Below are 20,146 nucleotides of genomic sequence, written 5' to 3'. Positions count from 1 at the left end.
GCCCCGCCGCCGTGCCCGTCTCGCGGCCTCCTGGGCGGCCCTGCGCCGCGCAGCCCGGCCCTCGGGGGGCACGGACGGCGCGAGCGAGGTCACGCGACGGCCTTGCCCACCACCGGGGCCAGCCCCGCCGAGCGCTCGACGGCGCCCTTGTCACCGCAGCGGACGAGCCAGTTCGCGAGCATCCGGTGGCCGTGCTCGGTCAGCACCGACTCGGGGTGGAACTGCACGCCCTCCACATCGTGCTCCCGGTGCCGCAGACCCATGATGATCCCGTCCTCGGTGCGCGCGGTGACCTCCAGGACGTCCGGAAGGGTCTGCGGCTCGGCTGCGAGGGAGTGGTAGCGGGTCGCGGTGAACGGCGACGGCAACCCCTCGAAGACGCCGAGCCCGTCGTGGACCACCGGCGAGGTCTTGCCGTGCAGCAGCTCCGGGGCGCGGCCCACGACGCCGCCGTACGCGACGGCCATCGACTGCATGCCGAGGCAGACGCCGAAGACGGGGACGCCGGTGTCGGCGCAGTGGCGGACCATGTCGACGCAGACGCCCGCCTCCTCCGGGGTGCCGGGCCCGGGAGAGAGCAGCACGCCGTCGAAGCCGTCCTGGGCGTGGGAGAGCGCGACCTCGTCGTTGCGCAGCACCTCGCACTCGGCGCCGAGCTGGTACAGGTACTGGACCAGGTTGAAGACAAAGCTGTCGTAGTTGTCGACCACCAGAATGCGCGCGCTCACGGAGTGGCTCCCGATCCCTCGTCCACGGTCACATCGTTGAACGGAAGGAGCGGCTCGGCCCACGGGAAGACGTACTGGAACAGCACGAAGACCACCGCGAGGACCAGTACGAGGGAGATCAGCGCGCGCACCCACGCGTTGCCCGGCAGATGCCGCCAGATCCAGCCGTACATGCCGTCCGCGTCCCTTTCGCTCACGCACCGCGGGGGCGGTACGCACACAGACTAAAGCCAGAGGCCCGGCGTCAGGGGGTGCTCGTCGCGGAGGAGCTCTCGACCGGCTTCGCGTGGTGGAGGTCCACTGTGCCGGAGTAGCCGGGCAGTGTCAGCTCCTTGTGCTCGTCCACCTTCCAGCCGAGCCCGTACGCCGTCACGTACATCTGGTAGTTCTGCAGGGCCGGGGAGGCCGCGAGGGCCCTGCGCAGGGCGGCCGGGTCGCCGACCGCCGTCACCTTGTACGGCGGCGAGTAGACGCGGCCCTGGAGGATCAGGGTGTTGCCCACGCAGCGCACGGCGCTGGTGGAGATCAGCCGCTGGTCCATGACCTGGATGCCCTGGGCGCCGCCCTGCCACAGGGCGTTCACGACGGCCTGGAGGTCCTGCTGGTGGATCACGAGGTCGTTGGGCTGCGGCTCGGGCACGTTGGGGATGCGGGCCGTGGCGCCGGGCGGGGCGTCGTTGAGGGTGACGGTCAGCGCCTTGCCGGAGAGGGCCTCGGTGCCGGAGGCGGTGCGCAGGGCGGCCAGCTTGGCGTCCTCGGCCTTGGTGCTGCCGTCGTCGCGGTCGGCGAGGGCGTCGACCCGGCCGCGGAGGGCCGCGGTGGTCTGTTCCAGCTCCGCGTTGTTCTGGCTGCGCTCGTGGATGAGGTCCGAGAGCCTGAGCAGCGAGGCGTCCGTCCGGATGTTCGTACCCTTGGACGTGTTGAAGCTGGTGATGAAGATCAGGCCCGCGAGTGCGAAGACGGCGGCCGTGAGCAGCCGGACCGGCCGGAACCGCCGGCGGGGACCCGCGGAGGAGTCGTCGGAATTGCTCAACGTACCCTTCTCCTTCAACGCCAGAGGTCCACTACGCTAACGGACGCCCGGGGCAGGCAGGTCCCCAGCGCATCGACAGGAGAAGCCCCTCGTGCCGAAGTCACGTATCCGCAAGAAGGACGACTACACGCCGCCGCCGACGAAGGCGCAGCAGATCAAGCTGACCAACCGCAGCTGGGTCGCTCCGGTCATGCTGGCACTCTTCCTGATCGGCCTGGCCTGGATCGTCGTGTTCTATGTGAGTGAAACCCAGCTTCCGATCGAGTCCATCGGAAATTGGAACATTGTAGTCGGATTCGGGTTCATTGCGGCGGGATTCGGCGTTTCCACGCAGTGGAAGTAAGCGGCTCATGAGGTGAGGCGGGGCTGCCAGCACAGGATGCGGCCGCCCCGCAAGCTCTCCCCAGGAGTTATCCACAGCGTCATCCACACCTGAGGAAAAGACAGACCATCTGTGGATAACTCTGTGGAGCGTTGACGCCGGTGTGATCAGGTGAGTTCGGCCGTCCGGGCCAGGACAAGGCCCGCTGCCAGCAGGAATACCAGCGCGCACGTCCCCCATTGGGCGAAGGCCCGTTTTCCCCCGGGTCCCGGTGCCAGCATCGCCAGCCCGAGCAGCAGGCCGGTCAGCAGGCCACCCACATGGGCCTGCCAGGACACCGACAGCCGGCCGCCGAAGGGCACGAAGGTCAGCACCAGCATGAGCACGACCATCGTGATGACCGGCCGCATCTCGTAGCGGAGCCGGCGCGCCAGCACGACGGTCGCACCGAGCAGCCCGAAGACGGCCCCGGAGGCGCCGAGGGTCGGGGTGTTCGGCTCGGTCAGCAGGTACACGAACGCGCTCGCGCCCAGACCGGACAGCAGGTACACGGCGAGGTAGCGGACCCGGCCCAGCGCCGCTTCCAGCGGTCCGCCGATCACCCACAGGGCCAGCATGTTCCCCGCGATGTGCCACCACTCCGCGTGCAGGAACACCGAGGTCAGCAGCCGGTGGTACTGGCCGGTGGAGATGCCCTCGACGGGGCCGCCGATGTAGTCGACGTACCGGCCGAGCAGCTCCAGCTGCACCACGAGCGGGGGGAAGAGCAGGCCGGCCAGGAAGACCGCGGCGTTGATCCCGATGAGGACCTTGGTGACCAGGTGGGGATCATCGGCCACGGCACCGCCCGCGAGGGTGCGCGGAGCGTTCGCGGCCTGGCGGTGGCCGGTTCCGGAGCCCTCGCGGACGCATTCGGGGCACTGGAAGCCGACGGAGGCGCTGATCATGCACTCGGGGCAGATGGGGCGCTCGCAGCGGGTACAGCGGATCCCCGTGTCGCGGTCCGGATGGCGGTAGCAGCCCGGCAGACGGTCGGTGTCCATCGGTCCCCTCGGTCAGCGGCGGAACGGCGACGACCCGCCGGTCCGGTATGCCATCAGGACGGACGGGCCGGGTGGAAGGTTCCCGGGCGGAAGGTTCCCGGGCGGGCCGGGAGCCGCCCGGCGGGCGCTCCCGGTCAGCGCTTCTCGACGGAGACGGACTGGATGATCACGTCTTCCAGGGGGCGCTCGGTGCGCGGGTTGGTCGGCAGGCCGGCGATCGAGTCCACGACCGACCGGCTCCCCTTGTCGGTGACCTCGCCGAAGATCGTGTGCTTGCGGGTGAGCCAGGCGGTGGGGGCGACAGTGATGAAGAACTGGCAGCCGTTGGTGCCCGGGCCGGCGTTGGCCATCGCGAGCAGGTAGGGCTTGGTGAAGGCCAGGTCCGGGTGGAACTCGTCGGCGAACTGGTAGCCGGGGCCGCCGGTGCCGTTGCCGAGCGGGTCGCCGCCCTGGATCATGAAGCCGCTGATCACGCGGTGGAAGACGGTGCCGTCGTAGAGCGGGTCCGTGGTCTTCTGGCCGTCGGTGGGGCGGGTCCACTCACGGGCGCCCGTGGCGAGCTCCACGAAGTTCCGGACGGTCTTCGGGGCGAAGTTCTCCAGCAGCTCGATCTCGATGTCGCCGTGGTTGGTCTTCAGGGTGGCGTAGAGCTTCTCGGCCACGGATCTGCCTTCCATAGTCAGCACTGTCGGTGCCCGATCCTCCCACGGAGGGCCGTACGTCACGGAAATCCCCCACCCGGATGCCCTGTCGCGCATGCCGCCCGACCCCAAGGCAGGCATGATCCGACAAAGGGTGGAAAGGTGAACTGTGTCCGCCACCGAGGAGGAGGATCCCGTGACTCGCAACGACAGCGTGCGCCTGGTCGCCGACAGCGCCCGAGACACGATGAGGCACGCAGCGGAGCTGGTGGCGCCGTACGCAGAAACCGCCAAGGACGCGGCGGTGCACTACGCGCACGAGGCGAACGAGCGGCTGACCCCGAAGGTCTCGCATGCCGCCCAGCAGGCCTCCCGCCAGGCGCGTACGGCGTACGACACCCACCTGCATCCCCGGATGGTCGCAGCGCGCGGCCACGTGCCGCCGAACGTCGACCGGGCGGCCACGCAGGCGGTGCACCAGACGCGGCGCATGGCCCGGCAGGCCGCCGACTACACGCAGCCGAAGCTGGAGAACGCGATCGCGGCCGGCCGGCCGGTGGCCGAGGAGGCCCTGCTGCGCTCCGCGGCGGTCACCGCCGCGGCCCTGGCGGCGCTGCGCGGCCAGATGTCGGCCCAGGAGGTGAAGAAGCTCGTCAGGCACCACGAGCGGCTGCAGCGCCGGAACCGGATGCTCAAGGGCGTGGTCGTGGCCGGCGTACTGGCCGGCGCCGGGTACCTGGCCTGGCGGTGGTGGGACCAGCAGTCCAACCCCGACTGGCTCGTCGAGCCGCCCGCGGCGACCGAACTGTCCTCGCGCGACGAGGCACAGGCGACGTTCGACGACGAACTGGCCGCGAAGGAGCGCGAGGCGGGCGAGACGGACGAGGAGTAGCCGGGAACGTGACGCGTGGGGCCGGATCCCTCGGATCCGGCCCCACGCGCGGTGTCACCGCCTGACGGGTGAGTCAACCCGGCAGCCGGCCGGGCAGGGTGAGCACCTGGCCGGGGTGGATCAGATGGGGGTTGACTCCGATCACGCCCCGGTTCATGGCGTAGAGCTCGCGCCAGCGGGCCTCGTTGCCCAGTTCCCGCAGGGCGATCGAGGTCAGCGAGTCACCGGCCCGAACGGTGTACGTACGCTTCACTGCTCCCGCCGCGGCCGCCGGCACGGGAGCCGCGGGAACCGCCTTGTGCGCGGCGGACGCGGGCGTCGGGGTGTGCGGCGGGTGGCCGACCGCCGCGGGCCTGTGCGGGGCCCGGGCGGCCTTGGGCGGGGCGGGGGCCGCCTTCGACCCGGCCGCGGCGGCCATGCGCTCGGCGGCCTCCTTGGTGGCCGCAACCGCGTCGGCGTACGTCGTCGCATAGTCGGCGGTCGGGGTCGCGGCCGCCTTCTCGGCGGCGGCCTGTTTCTTCTTCTCGGACCTGAGGAAGTCGAAGAGTCCCATGGCTGTGCACCTCCGGCGTGGTCTCGGCCCCTGGCTCGGCGCCTGTCCCCACTGTCGGCCAGAAGACGCCGCCCGGCCCTGCGAACGGCCCATCCGAGGGACGTGCACGGCCCCGGGGGCTCGTCGTTTCACGTGAAACATCGCCCCAGCGGTATGAGAAAACCCCTTCCGGTCTGCGTTTCCGCAGGTCAGAAGGGGTGAAAAAGTGGAGCTTAGGAGATTCGAACTCCTGACATCTGCCTTGCAAAGGCAGCGCTCTACCAACTGAGCTAAAGCCCCGAAAGGGAGGACACGCCCATCCCCCGCGAAGGAGTGGTCGTTCCGCAGAACAGAGTACCGGGTCCTCCCCCTCATCCCGCAAAATGTTGGGGACTCCCACCGCGCGACCACTCTCCGTAAGATGCTCGCGAGGTTCGCACCAGCGAAGGGGAGTAGGACGCGTGGACGCAGTACAGCAAGAGGCTACAGCCAGAGCCAGAGAACTTCAGCGCAGTTGGTACGGGGAACCCCTCGGCGCGCTGTTCCGCCGGCTCATAGACGACCTCGGCCTGAACCAGGCCCGCCTCGCTGCCGTCCTCGGCCTCTCGGCCCCCATGCTGTCCCAGCTGATGAGCGGCCAGCGCGCCAAGATCGGAAACCCGGCCGTGGTCCAACGCGTCCAGGCGCTGCAGGACCTCGCGAGCCAGGTGGCGGACGGAAGCGTCAGCGCCGCCGAGGCCACCGACCGGATGGACGAGATCAAGCGGACCCAGGGGGGCTCCGTCCTGATCAACAGCGGTCAGACCAGCACCGGTTCCGGCGCACCGACCGTCAAGCGCGTCGTTCGCGAGATCCAGTCGCTGCTGCGCTCGGTCTCCGCGGCCGGTGACATCATCGACGCGGCGAACAGTCTCGCCGCCACCCACCCCGAACTGGCAGAGTTCCTCAAGGTGTACGGCGCGGGACGCACGGCCGACGCGGTGGCCCACTACGAGGCCCACCAGAACTGACACGCACGGCAGCGGCGCACACGGCACCGGCGCACGTACGGCGAACGAGCACAACGGGGGACGGACGCAGCAATGGGTGAGGTCTTCGCCGGCCGGTACGAACTCATCGATCCGATCGGCCGCGGCGGGGCGGGCGCGGTGTGGCGTGCCTGGGACCAGCGACGCCGCCGGTACGTGGCCGCGAAAGTGCTCCAGCAGGGCGACGCCCACACGCTGCTCCGGTTCGTCCGTGAGCAGGCCCTGCGGATCGACCACCCCCACGTCCTGGCCCCGGCCAGCTGGGCGGCGGACGACGACAAGGTCCTGTTCACGATGGACCTGGTCTCCGGCGGGTCCCTCGCGCACGTGATCGGGGACTACGGCCCGCTGCCGCCGCGATTTGTCTGCACCCTGCTCGACCAGCTCCTGTCGGGGCTGGCGGCGGTGCACGCGGAGGGCGTCATCCACCGCGACATCAAGCCTGCCAACATCCTGATGGAGGCCACGGGAACCGGACGGCCGCACCTGCGGCTGTCCGACTTCGGCATCTCGATGCGCAAGGGCGAACCGCGCCTGACCGAGACCCACTACGTGGTGGGCACGCCCGGCTATTTCGCCCCCGAGCAACTGCAGGGAGCGGAACCGGACTTCCCCGCCGACCTGTTCGCCGTCGGCCTGGTCGCCCTCTACCTGCTCACGGGCCGCAAGCCCGATTCCGCGGCGCTCGTGGAGCAGTTCCTCGCACACGGCGTCCCGGACGCGCCCGAGGGCGTCCCCACGCCCCTCTGGGACGTGATCGCGAACCTCCTGCAGCCGGACCCCCAGAACCGCTTCAAGACCGCCACAGGGGTCCGCAGGGCCCTCACCGAGGCCGTCGAGCTGCTGCCGTCGGCCCCGCCCGGCGACGACCCGGTGGAGGTCTTCGACCAACTCGGTCCCCTGCCGCCCGGTTTCGGCCCGCAGGGACCGCAGAAGGCGGCCGGGCCGGCCCCCTCGGAGCCGTCGGCTCCTGGCGCCCCGACAGCCTCCGCCGTGCCGGCGCAGCCGGCGCCTCCCGCTGCCGAGCCCTCCCAGACGGCGGCGGTCACGGCCGCGACCGTGGCGGCGGAGCCCACCCGCACCGACCCGCGGGGCACGCCGACCCCTGCCACAGCGGTGCAGGCCGGCCCCTTCCCCCAGCCGGGCCCGGCCCCGGCCGCCCCGGCCGCCCCGGCGGCCGCTGCCGCTTCCGTGACCGGCAGCTTCCACCTGGCCCCGCCGGAGCCCGTCACCGCCCCTCACCCGGCGGCCCCGGCCCCGGCTCCGGCCGCGCGGACCGGCGGGATCGCCCCGCCGCCGCGGAAGGCCGCCGCGGCCCTCCTGGCCGCCGCGCTGCTGTGCTTCGCGGTGGGTGCCTGGGCCCTCACCCAGCTCTGACCACCGCCGGCGGGTCGGCGACTGCGGCTCTGCCCGCCGCTCAGGCGCTCCGCCCGCGCCGGGCCAGCAGCATCCAGCCGCCGAGGACGAGCAGCAGCACCGTCCCGGTGCCGAAGCCGCCGGCTGCGACCGCGCCCATGGTCCTGCGCCGGTCGGCCGCCGCGAGCGCCTCAGGCTCCGTCAGCCCTTCCCGGGCGGCCGCGCGGTCGTCCTCCTCGACGGCGAACCCCGCCTTGGCCGGGTTCTCCGTGTACGGGGGCGCGGGCACGGCCTTGTTCTCCACGTTCAGCCGCAGCGTCAGCGGCACGGGGGTGGCGTCCTCGGTGAACTCGGCGACCTTCTGGCCCAGCGTGACCGCCACGTAGTACCAACCCGCCGTCCCCGCCGAGCGCAGCGCGTCGCCGGAGGCGAACCGGTTCTCGTAGGCCACCGGTGCCGTCGGCGGCAGGGCCAGGCTCGCCTGCTTGCCGTCGTAGCTGCCGTCCTTGTCGGCCAACAGGCCGCGGTACGGGGTGTACACGCTGACCAGCAGCCCCCTGCTGGCCGACGCGTACTCCTTGGTCCGCTTCGCGCCCGCCAGCTCCGCGCTCACCGCCAACTGCTGCCCCCAGTCCACGGGCACCCGGTAGAACCGCGTCTGCCCCGGCCGCAGTCCGTCGCGCCACACCCCGGCCCCCAACGCGCGGGCGTCGTTGAAGCCGGTGCCGCCCTCCCGCGCAACCGCCTCGCTGCCCGGGGCCACCGGCGGGGCGGACGGCCAGGAACTCGGCGCGGGCAGGGGCGCGCTGCCGGTCTTCAGGCCGGGCTCGCGCGTCACCTTCAGCTCCACGGGCCACGGCGTCTGGTCGGAGCCCTTGGCGGCCTCCCGGGTGACCTTCGCGTAGTACACGCCGGCCTGCTGGCACTCGGCGTCCTCCGCCAGCCTGCGCACGCCCGCGGCGCCGATCGGGCGGCCACCGCTGCCGTACCCGAAGTCCGCCTTGCCGGAGCTGCCCGGGCAGTCCCCGCCGCCGGTGGTCATGATGCTGACCTTGATGCCGTCGCCGCTGGAGTCGATCCTCGCGCCGGGGGAGGGCTGCAGGACCGCGGAGACGTACACGGTGGACCTGTCGTCCAGGTTGAGCCGGTAGAAGCGCTCACCGGGTGCCAGGGTGTCCGTGTAGACCTTCCCGGGCTCCACCTGCGGTGCGTCGGCCGTGATCGCGGCGCCCTGCACCTTCTGAGCGCCCTGCGCCGGCCGGTAGGGGGGCAGCGGCTCGGCGGCTGCGTACCCGGCCCCCGGCAGTCCCACCACCAGCCCCAGAGCCGCCGTCACCGCTGCCGTGGCCGGCACCGCAGTCCGCATCCGCCCCATCACACCCACCCCCGGTTTTGCCCAAGCACCGCAAATCTTTACAAATCGGAACAGCATGAAGCCCCGGCCGCAGTGGCAGCCGGGGCTTCATGGATCAGCCTTGGGGTCTCACACGCCCGAACCGGAGGGCACGGAGTCGGTAGCCTCCGTCCACAGGTCCTGCTCGGCGCGGTCCGCCTGGATCTGGCGGTACACGAGGAGACCGCCGATGGCGGCCAGTGCGACCAGGAGCAGCTTCTTCACCGCGCGACCTCGTCCTTCATCGTCGTTGGGTACTTCCGGCGGCCAACAATACACACCGATCGATACCGTTCGGTGACCTGGGAAGCCCCCGGGAGGCCATACGGCGAAGACCCCCAGGCCATCCGGCCTGGGGGTCTTCCACACTGTGGGGCTAACAGGATTTGAACCTGTGGCCTCATCCTTATCAGGGATGCGCTCTAACCAACTGAGCTATAGCCCCTCCGCGCTGCGCGCTGACTCCTGAAGATTAGCGCACAGACACGGTCCCGCCAAAATCCCCGGGGACGCAGCCCCTGCGGACGCTGCACGGAGACGTCCCCGCAGGTCATCAGACGGTCACTCGTCCTCCGCGAGCGTGAGCTCCACACCGCCGACGAAGCCCGCCGACAGGTTGTAGATGAACGCGCCCAGCGTCGCCAGCGCCGTCGCCAGCACGACGTCGATCACGGCGATCACCGAGGTGAAGATCAGCACCCGCGGCAGCGACAGGAACGCCTGGAGGTCGAAGCCGTTGCTCTCGCTCGAACCGGTCGCCTCGCTGATGGTGCTACCGACGGTGGAGAAGACGCCCATGGCGTCCATGACCATCCACAGCACCGCCGCCGCCACGACGGTGCAGACGCCCAGCGCGATCGACAGCAGGAAGCTGACCTTCATCACCGACCACGGATCGGCCTTGGCCACCCGCAGCCGCGCCTTGCGCGTCCTGGGCGTCACACGGGCTCCTGTACGCGGCTTGCGCTGCGCAGCAGTGTCCCCTGCGCCCCGGGGCGCGCCCGGGCCCGAGGGGGCCGCGTACGCCTGCGGCGGGTGGTACGGCTCGGCGCCCTGCTTCTCCTGCCTCGGCTTCGGCTTCTGCTTGGCCTTGGGCTTCTGCTCCGGCCCTCGCGTGTCCGTCACCGCTGTCCCCCCGCCCTTGGAGGCGCCGGCACCGCCCTCGGAGTCCGCGGCGGGGCCACGGGCACCGTCCTCCTCGGTTCTGGCCGGTCCGGCGCCCGTGGCTCCACTCACGACTTACTCCTCGTGCTCCCCGGCCGAGGGCTCCACACCCTCGGCGGCCTCGGCGGCCTGTCCTTCGACTGCCTCGGTCTCTTCGACCTCGTCAGCTTCCTGACCGGCCTCGGCATTACGGGCGATACCTACCACGGCATCGCGCTTGCCCAGGTTGATCAGCTGAACGCCCATGGTGTCACGGCCGGTCTCCCTGACTTCGTTGACTCGCGTACGGATCACACCACCGCCGAGCGTGATGGCGAGAATCTCGTCCGTTTCGTCGACCACGAGCGCGCCGACGAGCGAACCGCGGTCCTCCACGATCTTGGCGGCCTTGATGCCCAGACCGCCACGGCCCTGGACGCGGTACTCGTCGACCGGCGTCCGCTTGGCGTAGCCGCCGTCGGTCGCGGTGAAGACGAACGTACCGGGACGGACCACGCTCATGGAAAGCAGTTCGTCCCCCTCGCGGAAACTCATGCCCTTCACACCGGAGGTCGCGCGGCCCATGGGGCGCAGCGCCTCGTCGGTCGCCGTGAAGCGGATCGACTGCGCCTTCTTGCTGATCAGCAGCAGGTCGTCCTCTGCGGACACCAGCTCGGCGCCGATCAGCTCGTCGGCCGTGCCTTCGGCGTCGTTGTCCCGCTCCCGCAGGTTGATGGCGATGACGCCGCCCGACCGGGGCGAGTCGTAGTCCTTGAGCGCCGTCTTCTTCACCAGGCCGGCCTTGGTGGCCAGGATCAGGTACGGGGCCGCCTCGTAGTCGCGGATCGCGAGGATCTCGGCGATCTGCTCGTCCGGCTGGAAGGCCAGCAGGTTGGCCACGTGCTGGCCGCGGGCGTCGCGTCCGGCGTCCGGCAGCTCGTACGCCTTGGCGCGGTAGACCCGGCCCTTGTTGGTGAAGAAGAGCAGCCAGTGGTGCGTGGTGGAGACGAAGAAGTGGTCGACGATGTCGTCTTCCTTCAGCTTCGTCCCGCGCACGCCCTTCCCGCCGCGCCGCTGGGAGCGGTAGTCGTCGGTCTTGGTGCGCTTGACGTAGCCGCCACGGGTGATCGTGACGACGATGTCCTCTTCGGCGATCAGGTCCTCGATGGACATGTCGCCGTCGAACGGCACCAGCTTCGACCGGCGGTCGTCGCCGAACTTGTCGACGATCGCCGCCAGTTCCTCGCTGACGATCGCGCGCTGCTTCTCCGGCGAGGCGAGGATCGAGTTGTACTCGTTGATCTTCGCCTGGAGCTCGTCGTGCTCGGCGACGATCTTCTGCCGCTCCAGGGCCGCCAGGCGGCGCAGCTGCATCTCGAGGATCGCGTTGGCCTGGATGTCGTCGATCTCCAGCAGGCCCATCAGGCCGTCGCGGGCGACCTCGACGGTCTGGCTGCGCCGGATGAGGGCGATGACCTCGTCGATCGCGTCCAGGGCCTTGAGCAGGCCGCGCAGGATGTGGGCGCGCTCCTCGGCCTTGCGCAGGCGGAACTTCGTCCGCCGGACGATGACCTCGATCTGGTGGTGCACCCAGTGGCGGATGAACGCGTCCAGCGACAGCGTGCGCGGCACGCCGTCGACCAGCGCCAGCATGTTCGCACCGAAGTTGGTCTGCAGATCGGTGTGCTTGTACAGGTTGTTCAGCACGACCTTGGCGACGGCGTCGCGCTTGAGCACGATCACCAGGCGCTGGCCGGTGCGCGAGGAGGTCTCGTCGCGGACGTCGGCGATGCCGCCGATCTTGCCGTCCTTCACCAGGTCGGCGATCTTCTGCGCGAGGTTGTCCGGATTCACCTGGTACGGGAGCTCGGTGACCACCAGGCACTGGCGGTTCTGGATCTCCTCGACCTCGACCACGGCGCGCATCGTGATGGAGCCGCGGCCGGTGCGGTAGGCCTCCTCGATGCCCTTGCGGCCGACGACCAGGGCGCCGGTCGGGAAGTCAGGGCCCTTGATGCGGTCGATGAGCGCGTCGAGGAGCTCCTCGTGCGGGGCCTCCGGGTTGGCGAGGTACCACTGGGCACCCTCGGCGACCTCGCGCAGGTTGTGCGGCGGGATGTTGGTCGCCATGCCGACGGCGATGCCGGCGGATCCGTTGACCAGGAGGTTCGGGAAGCGGGCCGGCAGGACCGTCGGCTCCTGGTTGCGGCCGTCGTAGTTGTCCGTGAAGTCGACGGTCTCCTCGTCGATGTCGCGGACCATCTCCATCGACAGCGGCGCCATCTTGCACTCGGTGTAGCGCATGGCGGCCGCCGGGTCGTTGCCCGGGGAGCCGAAGTTGCCGTTGGAGTCCACCAGCGGCATCCGCATCGACCACGGCTGTGCCAGGCGGACCAGGGCGTCGTAGATGGAGGAGTCGCCGTGCGGGTGGTACGTGCCCATGACGTCGCCGACGACGCGGGCGCACTTGTAGAAGCCCTTCTCGGGCCGGTAGCCGCCGTCGTACATCGCGTACAGGACGCGGCGGTGCACCGGCTTGAGGCCGTCGCGCACGTCGGGCAGGGCGCGGGACACGATGACGGACATCGCGTAGTCGAGGTAGGAGCGCTGCATCTCCGTCTCGAGCCCGACGGGCTCGATGCGCATCTGCTGCTCCTCCGCGGTGTTCTCGGCGGTGGGGGTGGTTTCGTCGGCCATTGCTGGTCAGAAATCCTTTCGGGCGGCCGTGAAGAGCCGACTCAGATGTCGAGGAAGCGAACGTCCTTGGCGTTGCGCTGGATGAAGGAGCGCCGTGCCTCGACGTCCTCACCCATCAGCACCGAGAACAGGTCGTCGGCCTGGGCAGCGTCGTCCAGGGTGACCTGGCCCAGGACGCGGTGGTCCACGTCCATGGTGGTGACGCGCAGCTCCTCGGCGTTCATCTCGCCGAGACCCTTGAAGCGCTGGATCGAGTCTTCCTTGATCCGCTTGCCCTGGCGCTTGCCGTGCTCGACCAGGGCGTCGCGCTCGCGGTCCGAGTACGCGTACTCGAAGTCGTCGCGCCCCCACTTGATCTTGTAGAGCGGCGGGCGGGAGAGGTAGACGTGGCCGGCCTCGACCAGCGGGCGCATGAAGCGGAACAGGAAGGTCAGCAGCAGGGTGTTGATGTGCTGGCCGTCGACGTCGGCGTCCGCCATCAGGATGATCTTGTGGTACCGGAGCTTCTCGATGTCGAAGTCCTCGTGGATACCGGTGCCGAAGGCGGAGATGAGCGCCTGGACCTCGGTGTTCTGGAGGATCTTGTCGATACGGGCCTTCTCGACGTTCAGGATCTTGCCGCGGATCGGCAGGATGGCCTGGTACATCGGGTTGCGGCCGGACTTCGCGGAGCCGCCGGCGGAGTCACCCTCGACGATGAAGATCTCGCACTTGGTCGGGTCGTTCGACTGGCAGTCCGACAGCTTGCCCGGCAGCGAGGCGCTCTCCAGCAGGCCCTTGCGGCGCGTCAGGTCGCGGGCCTTGCGGGCCGCGACGCGGGCCGTGGCCGCCTGGATGGCCTTGCGGACGATGTCCGCGGCCTCGACCGGGTTGCGGTCGAACCAGTCGGCCAGGTGCTCGTGAGCGACCTTCTGGACGAAGGTCTTCGCCTCCGTGTTGCCCAGCTTGGTCTTGGTCTGGCCCTCGAACTGCGGCTCGCCGAGCTTGACCGAGATGATCGCGGTCAGACCCTCGCGGATGTCGTCGCCGGTGAGGTTGTCGTCCTTCTCGCGGAGCAGCTTCTTGTCGCGCGCGTAGCGGTTGACCAGGGAGGTCAGCGCGGCGCGGAAGCCCTCCTCGTGGGTGCCGCCCTCGTGCGTGTGAATCGTGTTGGCGAAGGAGTACACGCCCTCGCTGTACTGCGAGTTCCACTGCATCGCGATCTCGACCGAGAGCATCCGCTCCTTGTCCTCGGCCTCGACGTCGATGACGGTCGGGTGGATCAGCTCGCCCTTGCGCGAGTTGAGGTACTTCACGAAGTCGACGATGCCGCCCTCGTAGTGGTACCGGACGGTGCGCGCCACGGGCTCGGCCGTGTCCGCCTCCGGGTCGTCGGCGCCCGCGGTGGCCTTCGCCGACTCGCGCTCGTCGGTCAGCGAGATGGTCAGGCCCTTGTTGAGGAAGGCCATCTCCTGGAAGCGCCGGGACAGCGTCTCGAAGGAGTACTCGGTGGTCTCGAAGATGTCCCCGTCGGCCCAGAAGGTCACCGAGGTCCCGTGGTCGACGGTCTCCTCGTTCCGGGCCAGCGGCGCGGTGGGAGCACCCATCTTGTAGTCCTGGGTCCAGCGGTAGCCGTCGCGTCGGACCTCGACCGAGACCTTCGTGGACAGGGCGTTCACCACGGAGACGCCGACACCGTGCAGACCGCCGGAGACGGCGTAGCCGCCGCCGCCGAACTTGCCGCCCGCGTGCAGCACCGTCAGGACGACCTCGACCGCCGGCTTGCCCTCGGAGGGGACGATGTCGACCGGGATGCCGCGCCCGTTGTCGACCACGCGCACGCCGCCGTCGCCCAGGATGGTCACGTCGATGGTGTCCGCGTGACCGGCAAGTGCCTCGTCGACGGAGTTGTCGACCACCTCGTAGACGAGGTGGTGCAGGCCGCGCTCACCGGTGGAGCCGATGTACATGCCGGGCCGCTTGCGTACCGCGTCCAGGCCCTCCAGCACCTGGATCGCGGAGGCGTCGTACGAGGCGGTGACCTCCCCGTTCTCGCCGGCTGTGGACTGGTTGTCGTTGGGGTTGCCGGAATCGGCCACGAAGCGCCCTTTCTGGCACAGCACAGGCCGGACTCCGGGCCGGCAGGCCTGCCGGGTGAGGAGCGGCTGCGTCGATCTGCGTTGTCAGCGTGTTTTCTTCGGGATCCCGCGGCGAGGCGGGATTCGCTTCAGTCTACCGGCACCACGGACATGAATGGGGGTTTGCCGGTACCTGAGTACGCATGTGCCGCCCTGAACCTCCTCTCTCCGACTCCCCATATTCGGACCGGGGCTCAAAGAGGCTCACGCGGGCATCCAGCGCTTCGGGCTGTCAACCTTCCACTACCGTGAGGGACGCCACCCGGGCAGGGGGATGCGCGGGCCCGCCCGCGGAGCCTTGGCCAAGGCTCTACACGGGCTCCGCCAAGGGTCTGCCGTGGCTGATGTGGTGGATGTGACTGCTGGTGCGGCTGCGGTCGGTACTGGCCGCGCCGGTCGGGGTGGATGCCACGTGCGCGGCGGACAGGCGGGCGCCGTGGCGGGCCGGTTCGACCGGGTCGGCCGGCCGGGAAGCCGGCCGGGTCGGCAGATCGGGACAGCCGGCCGGGCCTCAGCCGTAGGTGTCGCCCGGACCCGTGCTGCCGGGTGCGCGCCAGGGGCCGTGCCGCCTCGGCCGACCGCCCGGGCCCTGCACCTTGATCAGCCGGACCGTGCCCTGGCCGAGGTCCGCGTTCAGCCGGGCCACCAGCTGCGGGGCCAGCAGCTTCAGCTGCGCGGCCCACGCCGAGGAGTCGCACCGCACGACCAGCTCACGGTCCTCGTAGCGTTCCGGTTCGCAGTGCGTCGCGATCTCCGGGCCGACGATTTGCGGCCAGCGCTCCATCACGCCGGCCACCGCCATCGGCATCTCCCAGCCGCGCTCCGTCCGCAGCCGGTCCAGCGCCGCCATCAGCGGCATCGGATCCCGTCCGTCCGCCCGCGCCCCCGAGCGCAGGCCGGGATGGTGCCGGCCGCTCCGCCCGCCGGCCGCGGTGCCGCGGGCCCGCGCCTGCTCCCGGGCCGCCGCCAGCGCCTGGCGCGCGAGGTCCACACCCGACAGCTCCGGAACCTTGCGCCCAGGGTGGGGACCGCCCGGCTCCTGCGCATTCCGCTTTTCCTCGTTCACAGCCGGGTCACCTCACCGCCGGACACCCCGAACCGCGCTCCCGCCAGGACATCCGGAACGTCATCGTCCACAGCTGCCGTCACCAGCACCTGCTCGGCCGGTGCCACCAGCTCGGCCAGCCGCTCCCGGCGCCGGGCGTCCAGTTCCGCGAAGACGTCGTCGAGGATCAGCACCGGCTCGGCCCCCTCCGAGCGCAGCAGCTCGTACGAGGCCAGCCGCAGCGCCAGCGCGTACGACCACGACTCCCCGTGGCTCGCGTACCCCTTCGCCGGCAGCTCCCCGAGCCGCAGCAGCACGTCGTCCCGGTGCGGGCCCACCAAGGTCACGCCCCGCTCGATCTCCTGCTTGCGCACCTGCGCGAGCGCGTCGATCAGCGCCGCGTACAGCTCCTCCCGGGTCCGCGCCGCTCCGGCGTCCACCGCCTCGCCCGCCGAGGACCGGTAGGACAGGCCCAGCGGCCCGCCGCCGGGCGCGAGCTGCTCGTACGCCTTGTCCGCCAGCGGCAGCAGGGAGGCGATCAGATCCAGCCGGTGGGCCAGCAGCTCCGCGCCCGCGCGCGCCAGGTGCTGGTCCCACACGTCCAGCGTCGACAGGTCCATGGAGCGGCCGCCGTGCCGGCGCGCCATGGCGGCCGACTTGAGCAGGGTGTTCCGCTGCTTCAGCACCCGCTCGTAGTCCGACCGGACCCCCGCCATCCGCGGCGAGCGGGCGGTGACCAGCTCGTCGAGGAGCTTCCGCCGCTCGCCCGGATCGCCCTTGACGAGAGCCAGGTCCTCCGGTGCGAAGAGCACCGTCCGTACGATCCCCAGCACGTCCCGCGGCCTGACCTGCGAGGACCGGTTGATGCGGGCCCGGTTCGCCCGCCCGGGGTTGAGCTCCAGCTCGACCAGCTGCTGCCGGTCGCCCTGCCGGACGGCCGCGCGGACGACGGCCCGCTGCGCGCCCATCCGCACGAGGGGGGCGTCCGAGGACACCCGGTGGCTGCCGAGCGTCGCCAGGTAGCCGATCGCCTCGACCAGGTTCGTCTTCCCCTGGCCGTTGGGGCCCACGAAAGCCGTGACGCCCGGGTCGAGGGGAACCTCGGCCCGGGCGTACGAGCGGAAGTCGGCCAACGAGAGATGCGAGACATGCATGCGGCGCCGACCTCCCCCGGCTTCCTGCTGTTCTGCTCTGTACTGCGGTACTGCTGTGTGCTGCGGGCGCGGTACCGCGCCCGCAGCGGCGGCTACTTCTTCTCCACCGCGTGGCCGCCGAACTGGTTGCGCAGCGCGGCGATCATCTTCATCTGGGGCGAGTCGTCCTGGCGCGAGGCGAACCGCGCGAACAGCGAGGCGGTGATCGCGGGCAGCGGCACGGCGTTGTCGATCGCCGCCTCCACCGTCCAGCGGCCCTCGCCCGAGTCCTGCGCGAAGCCGCGCAGCTGCTCCAGGTGCTCGTCCTCGTCCAGTGCGTTGACGGCCAGGTCGAGCAGCCAGGAGCGGATGACCGTGCCCTCCTGCCAGGACCGGAACACCTCGCGGACGTCGGTGACCGAGTCCACCTTCTCCAGCAGCTCCCAGCCCTCGGCGTAGGCCTGCATCATGGCGTACTCGATGCCGTTGTGGACCATCTTCGCGAAGTGGCCCGCGCCGACCTTGCCGGCGTGCACGGAGCCGAAATCACCCTCCGGCTTGAGGGCGTCGAAGATCGGCTGGACCGCGGCGACGTGCTCCTTCTCGCCGCCGTACATCAGCGCGTAGCCGTTCTCCAGGCCCCACACACCGCCGGAGACACCGCAGTCGACGAAGCCGATGCCCTTGGCGGCGAGCTCCTCGGCGTGCTTCTCGTCGTCGGTCCAGCGCGAGTTCCCGCCGTCCACGACGATGTCGCCCGGCGAGAGCAGCTCCGCGAGTTCGTCGACGGTGGACTGGGTCGCGGCACCGGCCGGGACCATCACCCACACCACGCGGGGGGCCTGCAGGCCGTCCACAAGTTCCGACAGGCTGTGGACATCGGCGAGGTCCGGATTGCGGTCGTATCCGATGACGGTGTGGCCTGCGCGGCGGATGCGCTCGCGCATGTTGCCGCCCATCTTGCCGAGACCGACGAGACCGAGCTCCATCAGGTGGTTCCTTAAGCGTTGTGGCCGTTTGTGCCGGATTGCCCCGATTCTCGGGGAGACCCGGCTCCGAGCCTACGCCGGGCGGTGCCGCCCGGCGCCACGGGCGCTCCAGGCACCCGCCGTACGGGGGCCGGGCGCGGCACCCGGCGGCGCTGCGGGCGGCGCGGGGAATGCCGGAGGGCCGGGACGTGAACGCCGTCGGGCCCGGTTCCGCGGACTGCGGGACCGGGCCCTGTGGACAACGGGTGTCAGCCGGAGAGGCGCACCGGCATGATCAGGTACTTGTAGGCCTCGTCCGCCTCGGCGTCGACCGCGGGGCGGCCGCTGAGCAGCGCCGGCTTGGTGGACGTCGTGAAGCTGAGCTGGGCGACCGGCGAGTCGATCGCGCTGAGGCCGTCCAGCAGGAAGGTCGGGTTGAAGGCGATCGAGATGTCGTCGCCCTCCAGGGAGGCGTCGACGCGCTCCACAGCCTGTGCATCGTCGGAGGAGCCGGCCTCCAGGGTCAGCACGCCCTTCTCGAAGCTCAGGCGGACCGGCGTGTTGCGCTCGGCGACCAGGGCCACGCGCTTGACGGCCTCGACGAACGGGGCGGTCTCGATCACGGCGATGGAGTTGAACTCCGTCGGGAAGAGCGTGCGGTACTTCGGCAGGTCGCCCTCGAGGAGGCGGGTGGTGGTGCGGCGGCCGGCGCCCTCGAAGCCGATCAGGCCCTCACCCGCGCCGGAGCCCGACAGCGCCAGGGTGACGGTGTCGCCGCTGGTCAGGGACTTGGCGGTGTCCAGGAGGGTTTTGGCGGGCACCAGGGCCACGGCCGAGGCGTCCGGGTTCTCCGGCTTCCACAGGAACTCGCGGACCGCGAAGCGGTAGCGGTCGGTGGAGGCCAGGGTGACGCGGTCGCCCTCGATCTCGATGCGGACACCGGTGAGGACGGGCAGCGTGTCGTCGCGGCCGGCGGCGATGGCGACCTGGGCCGCGGCAGCGGCGAAGACCTCGCCGGAGACCGTGCCGGTCGCGGTCGGCATCTGGGGCAGGGCCGGGTACTCCTCCACGGGCAGGGTGTGGAGGGTGAACCGCGAGGAGCCGCAGACCACGATCGCCCGCACACCGTCTGTGGAAATCTCCACCGGCCGGTTGGGGAGGGCGCGGCAGATGTCGGCGAGGAGCCGGCCGGAGACGAGGACGGTGCCGTCCTCCTCCACGTCCGCCTCGACGGAGACGCGGGCCGAGACCTCGTAGTCGAAGCCGGAGAGGGACAGGGTGCCGTCCTCGGCCTTCAGCAGCAGGCCCGCGAGTACGGGGACCGGCGGCCGGGCCGGGAGGCTGCGGGCAGCCCAGGCCACCGCCTCCGCGAGTACGTCGCGCTCCACCCGGATCTTCACCGGAACCGCCTCCTGCTGTTGCTCGCTCGTCCGTCTGCCGGCCTTCGTCGTCGGCCCGTCGGGCCCGGTGCCTTGGAGGGCTGGGGGCCTCGATGCCGGGAACCAGTCTGACGTACGGCGCCGACAGCTGGTGCTGCCGCCCGTCAAATCGGGAGCGAGGTGTCGGGGAGGCCTCTCGACCACGTTGTGCACAGCACCTGCTTGAAAACCGAATCCGGCCTAACTGTCCATGGGGGTAGTAGTAGGGCCTGTGGAAACGGTGGATAAGCCCGTCGCTGCAGGTCAGGCACTGTTTTTTATCCCCATGCCCTGTGGGTGGCACCGGTGGACAACAGGGGGGTGCTGTGGAGAACAGAAAGTTCTGCACAGGCCATCCCCAGGTGACCCGGACTACTCCACAGGTGTGTCCCCAGCTTTCCCCAAGTACTCCACAGCCCAAACGTCGACTTCCGTGTGACGGCTTTCACTCCGGGCGGTGAAGAGGGGCGCCTGGTTGCCGAACAGTGGACAGCGATGTGGGTAACCCGTCGGAACCTGTGCACAGGATGGGGCAACCTGTGGGTGAGCGGTGGACAACACGGTGGACGGGCCTGTGGATGAATCGCCCGTCCACAGTCTGTGGATATCCCTCACGCACAATTCCACAGGCCTGTGACCTGGCCTGATGGGTCCTCA

At 70.5% G+C, this 20,146-nt stretch carries 19 protein-coding genes and 2 tRNA genes; 4 read left to right on the top strand and 17 right to left on the bottom strand.

The annotated features are described in order from the left end of the window. Positions 1–89 precede the first annotated feature (89 nt). Genes HYE82_RS00390 through HYE82_RS00380 form a run of 3 tightly spaced genes read right to left on the bottom strand, consistent with a single transcriptional unit; the run spans position 90 to position 1,761 of the window. Positions 90–728, bottom strand: a complete 639-nt coding sequence (locus HYE82_RS00390; protein WP_179171841.1) for an aminodeoxychorismate/anthranilate synthase component II — start codon at positions 726–728, stop codon at positions 90–92. Then, the gene (locus HYE82_RS00385) at positions 725–925 is read right to left on the bottom strand and encodes a hypothetical protein (RefSeq protein WP_179171779.1); all 201 of its coding nucleotides are present in this window, start codon (positions 923–925) and stop codon (positions 725–727) included. The genes HYE82_RS00390 and HYE82_RS00385 overlap by 4 nt, the downstream gene beginning before the upstream one ends. Positions 926–972: 47 nt before the next feature. Continuing rightward, complete coding sequence (locus HYE82_RS00380) at positions 973–1,761, bottom strand: DUF881 domain-containing protein (RefSeq protein ID WP_179171840.1); 789 nt, start codon at positions 1,759–1,761, stop codon at positions 973–975. A 91-nt stretch (positions 1,762–1,852) separates the two neighbouring features. Between HYE82_RS00380 and crgA the strand changes: the two genes are divergently transcribed. Continuing rightward, positions 1,853–2,104 carry a cell division protein CrgA gene (crgA, locus tag HYE82_RS00375; protein WP_179171839.1) on the top strand — a complete coding sequence of 84 codons (252 nt, stop codon included), beginning with the start codon at positions 1,853–1,855 and terminating at the stop codon, positions 2,102–2,104. A gap of 146 nt (positions 2,105–2,250) precedes the next feature. Here crgA and HYE82_RS00370 read toward each other — a convergent pair whose 3' ends face one another. Together HYE82_RS00370 and HYE82_RS00365 are read right to left on the bottom strand one after the other, a co-directional pair. Next, complete coding sequence (locus HYE82_RS00370; protein WP_179171838.1) at positions 2,251–3,126, bottom strand: rhomboid family intramembrane serine protease; 876 nt, start codon at positions 3,124–3,126, stop codon at positions 2,251–2,253. Between the two features lie 134 nt (positions 3,127–3,260). Continuing rightward, positions 3,261–3,788 (bottom strand): peptidylprolyl isomerase, encoded by a 528-nt coding sequence (locus HYE82_RS00365; RefSeq protein WP_179171872.1) that lies wholly within the window; start codon positions 3,786–3,788, stop codon positions 3,261–3,263. Between the two features lie 175 nt (positions 3,789–3,963). Here HYE82_RS00365 and HYE82_RS00360 point away from each other — a divergent pair, with 175 nt between their 5' ends. Continuing rightward, positions 3,964–4,659, top strand: a complete 696-nt coding sequence (locus HYE82_RS00360; protein WP_179171837.1) for a DUF5324 family protein — start codon at positions 3,964–3,966, stop codon at positions 4,657–4,659. Between the two features lie 73 nt (positions 4,660–4,732). On the opposite strand, the gene HYE82_RS00355 is transcribed toward HYE82_RS00360, so the two are convergent. Both HYE82_RS00355 and HYE82_RS00350 read right to left on the bottom strand, forming a co-directional pair. After that, positions 4,733–5,212, bottom strand: coding sequence for a LysM peptidoglycan-binding domain-containing protein (locus HYE82_RS00355; protein ID WP_179171836.1), 480 nt, complete (start codon positions 5,210–5,212; stop codon positions 4,733–4,735). A gap of 206 nt (positions 5,213–5,418) precedes the next feature. Next, positions 5,419–5,491 (bottom strand) — tRNA-Ala (locus tag HYE82_RS00350). Positions 5,492–5,652: 161 nt separating this feature from the next. On the opposite strand from HYE82_RS00350, the gene HYE82_RS00345 reads away from it, so the two are divergent. Together HYE82_RS00345 and HYE82_RS00340 are read left to right on the top strand one after the other, a co-directional pair. Further along, on the top strand, positions 5,653–6,201 hold the full coding sequence (locus HYE82_RS00345) for a DNA-binding protein (protein ID WP_179171835.1): 549 nt from the start codon (positions 5,653–5,655) through the stop codon (positions 6,199–6,201). Between the two features lie 72 nt (positions 6,202–6,273). Beyond that, complete coding sequence (locus HYE82_RS00340; protein ID WP_179171834.1) at positions 6,274–7,596, top strand: serine/threonine-protein kinase; 1,323 nt, start codon at positions 6,274–6,276, stop codon at positions 7,594–7,596. Between the two features lie 40 nt (positions 7,597–7,636). Here the strand turns inward: HYE82_RS00340 and HYE82_RS00335 are convergent, their stop codons facing one another. The 10 genes from HYE82_RS00335 to dnaN all read right to left on the bottom strand — a co-directional run bounded on the left by HYE82_RS00335 (position 7,637) and on the right by dnaN (position 19,471). Next, positions 7,637–8,941 carry a hypothetical protein gene (locus HYE82_RS00335; protein ID WP_256986785.1) on the bottom strand — a complete coding sequence of 435 codons (1,305 nt, stop codon included), beginning with the start codon at positions 8,939–8,941 and terminating at the stop codon, positions 7,637–7,639. A gap of 117 nt (positions 8,942–9,058) precedes the next feature. After that, entirely contained in the window at positions 9,059–9,193 is a 135-nt protein-coding gene (locus HYE82_RS37195; RefSeq protein WP_208809277.1) for a DLW-39 family protein, read from the bottom strand. Between the two features lie 146 nt (positions 9,194–9,339). Next, a tRNA-Ile gene (locus tag HYE82_RS00325) sits at positions 9,340–9,413 on the bottom strand. Positions 9,414–9,529: 116 nt separating this feature from the next. After that, on the bottom strand, positions 9,530–10,204 hold the full coding sequence (locus tag HYE82_RS00320) for a DUF3566 domain-containing protein (protein ID WP_179171832.1): 675 nt from the start codon (positions 10,202–10,204) through the stop codon (positions 9,530–9,532). A gap of 3 nt (positions 10,205–10,207) precedes the next feature. Beyond that, entirely contained in the window at positions 10,208–12,808 is a 2,601-nt protein-coding gene (gyrA, locus tag HYE82_RS00315; protein WP_179171831.1) for a DNA gyrase subunit A, read from the bottom strand. Between the two features lie 41 nt (positions 12,809–12,849). Next, entirely contained in the window at positions 12,850–14,910 is a 2,061-nt protein-coding gene (gyrB, locus tag HYE82_RS00310; protein WP_309144145.1) for a DNA topoisomerase (ATP-hydrolyzing) subunit B, read from the bottom strand. 526 nt (positions 14,911–15,436) lie between these two features. Further along, entirely contained in the window at positions 15,437–15,991 is a 555-nt protein-coding gene (locus HYE82_RS00305; protein ID WP_309144144.1) for a DUF721 domain-containing protein, read from the bottom strand. Continuing rightward, positions 15,988–17,124 carry a DNA replication/repair protein RecF gene (gene recF, locus HYE82_RS00300; protein ID WP_179171829.1) on the bottom strand — a complete coding sequence of 379 codons (1,137 nt, stop codon included), beginning with the start codon at positions 17,122–17,124 and terminating at the stop codon, positions 15,988–15,990. The genes HYE82_RS00305 and recF overlap by 4 nt, the downstream gene beginning before the upstream one ends. A 92-nt stretch (positions 17,125–17,216) precedes the next feature. Next, positions 17,217–18,092 carry a phosphogluconate dehydrogenase (NAD(+)-dependent, decarboxylating) gene (gene gnd / locus HYE82_RS00295; RefSeq protein WP_179171828.1) on the bottom strand — a complete coding sequence of 292 codons (876 nt, stop codon included), beginning with the start codon at positions 18,090–18,092 and terminating at the stop codon, positions 17,217–17,219. A gap of 248 nt (positions 18,093–18,340) precedes the next feature. After that, positions 18,341–19,471 carry a DNA polymerase III subunit beta gene (dnaN, locus tag HYE82_RS00290; RefSeq protein WP_179171827.1) on the bottom strand — a complete coding sequence of 377 codons (1,131 nt, stop codon included), beginning with the start codon at positions 19,469–19,471 and terminating at the stop codon, positions 18,341–18,343. Between the last annotated feature and the right edge of the window lie 675 nt (positions 19,472–20,146).

It is taken from the genome of Streptomyces sp. BR123 (assembly GCF_013401435.1).
GTDB lineage: Bacteria > Actinomycetota > Actinomycetes > Streptomycetales > Streptomycetaceae > Streptomyces.
This window is presented reverse-complemented; position numbering and strand designations above follow the sequence as displayed.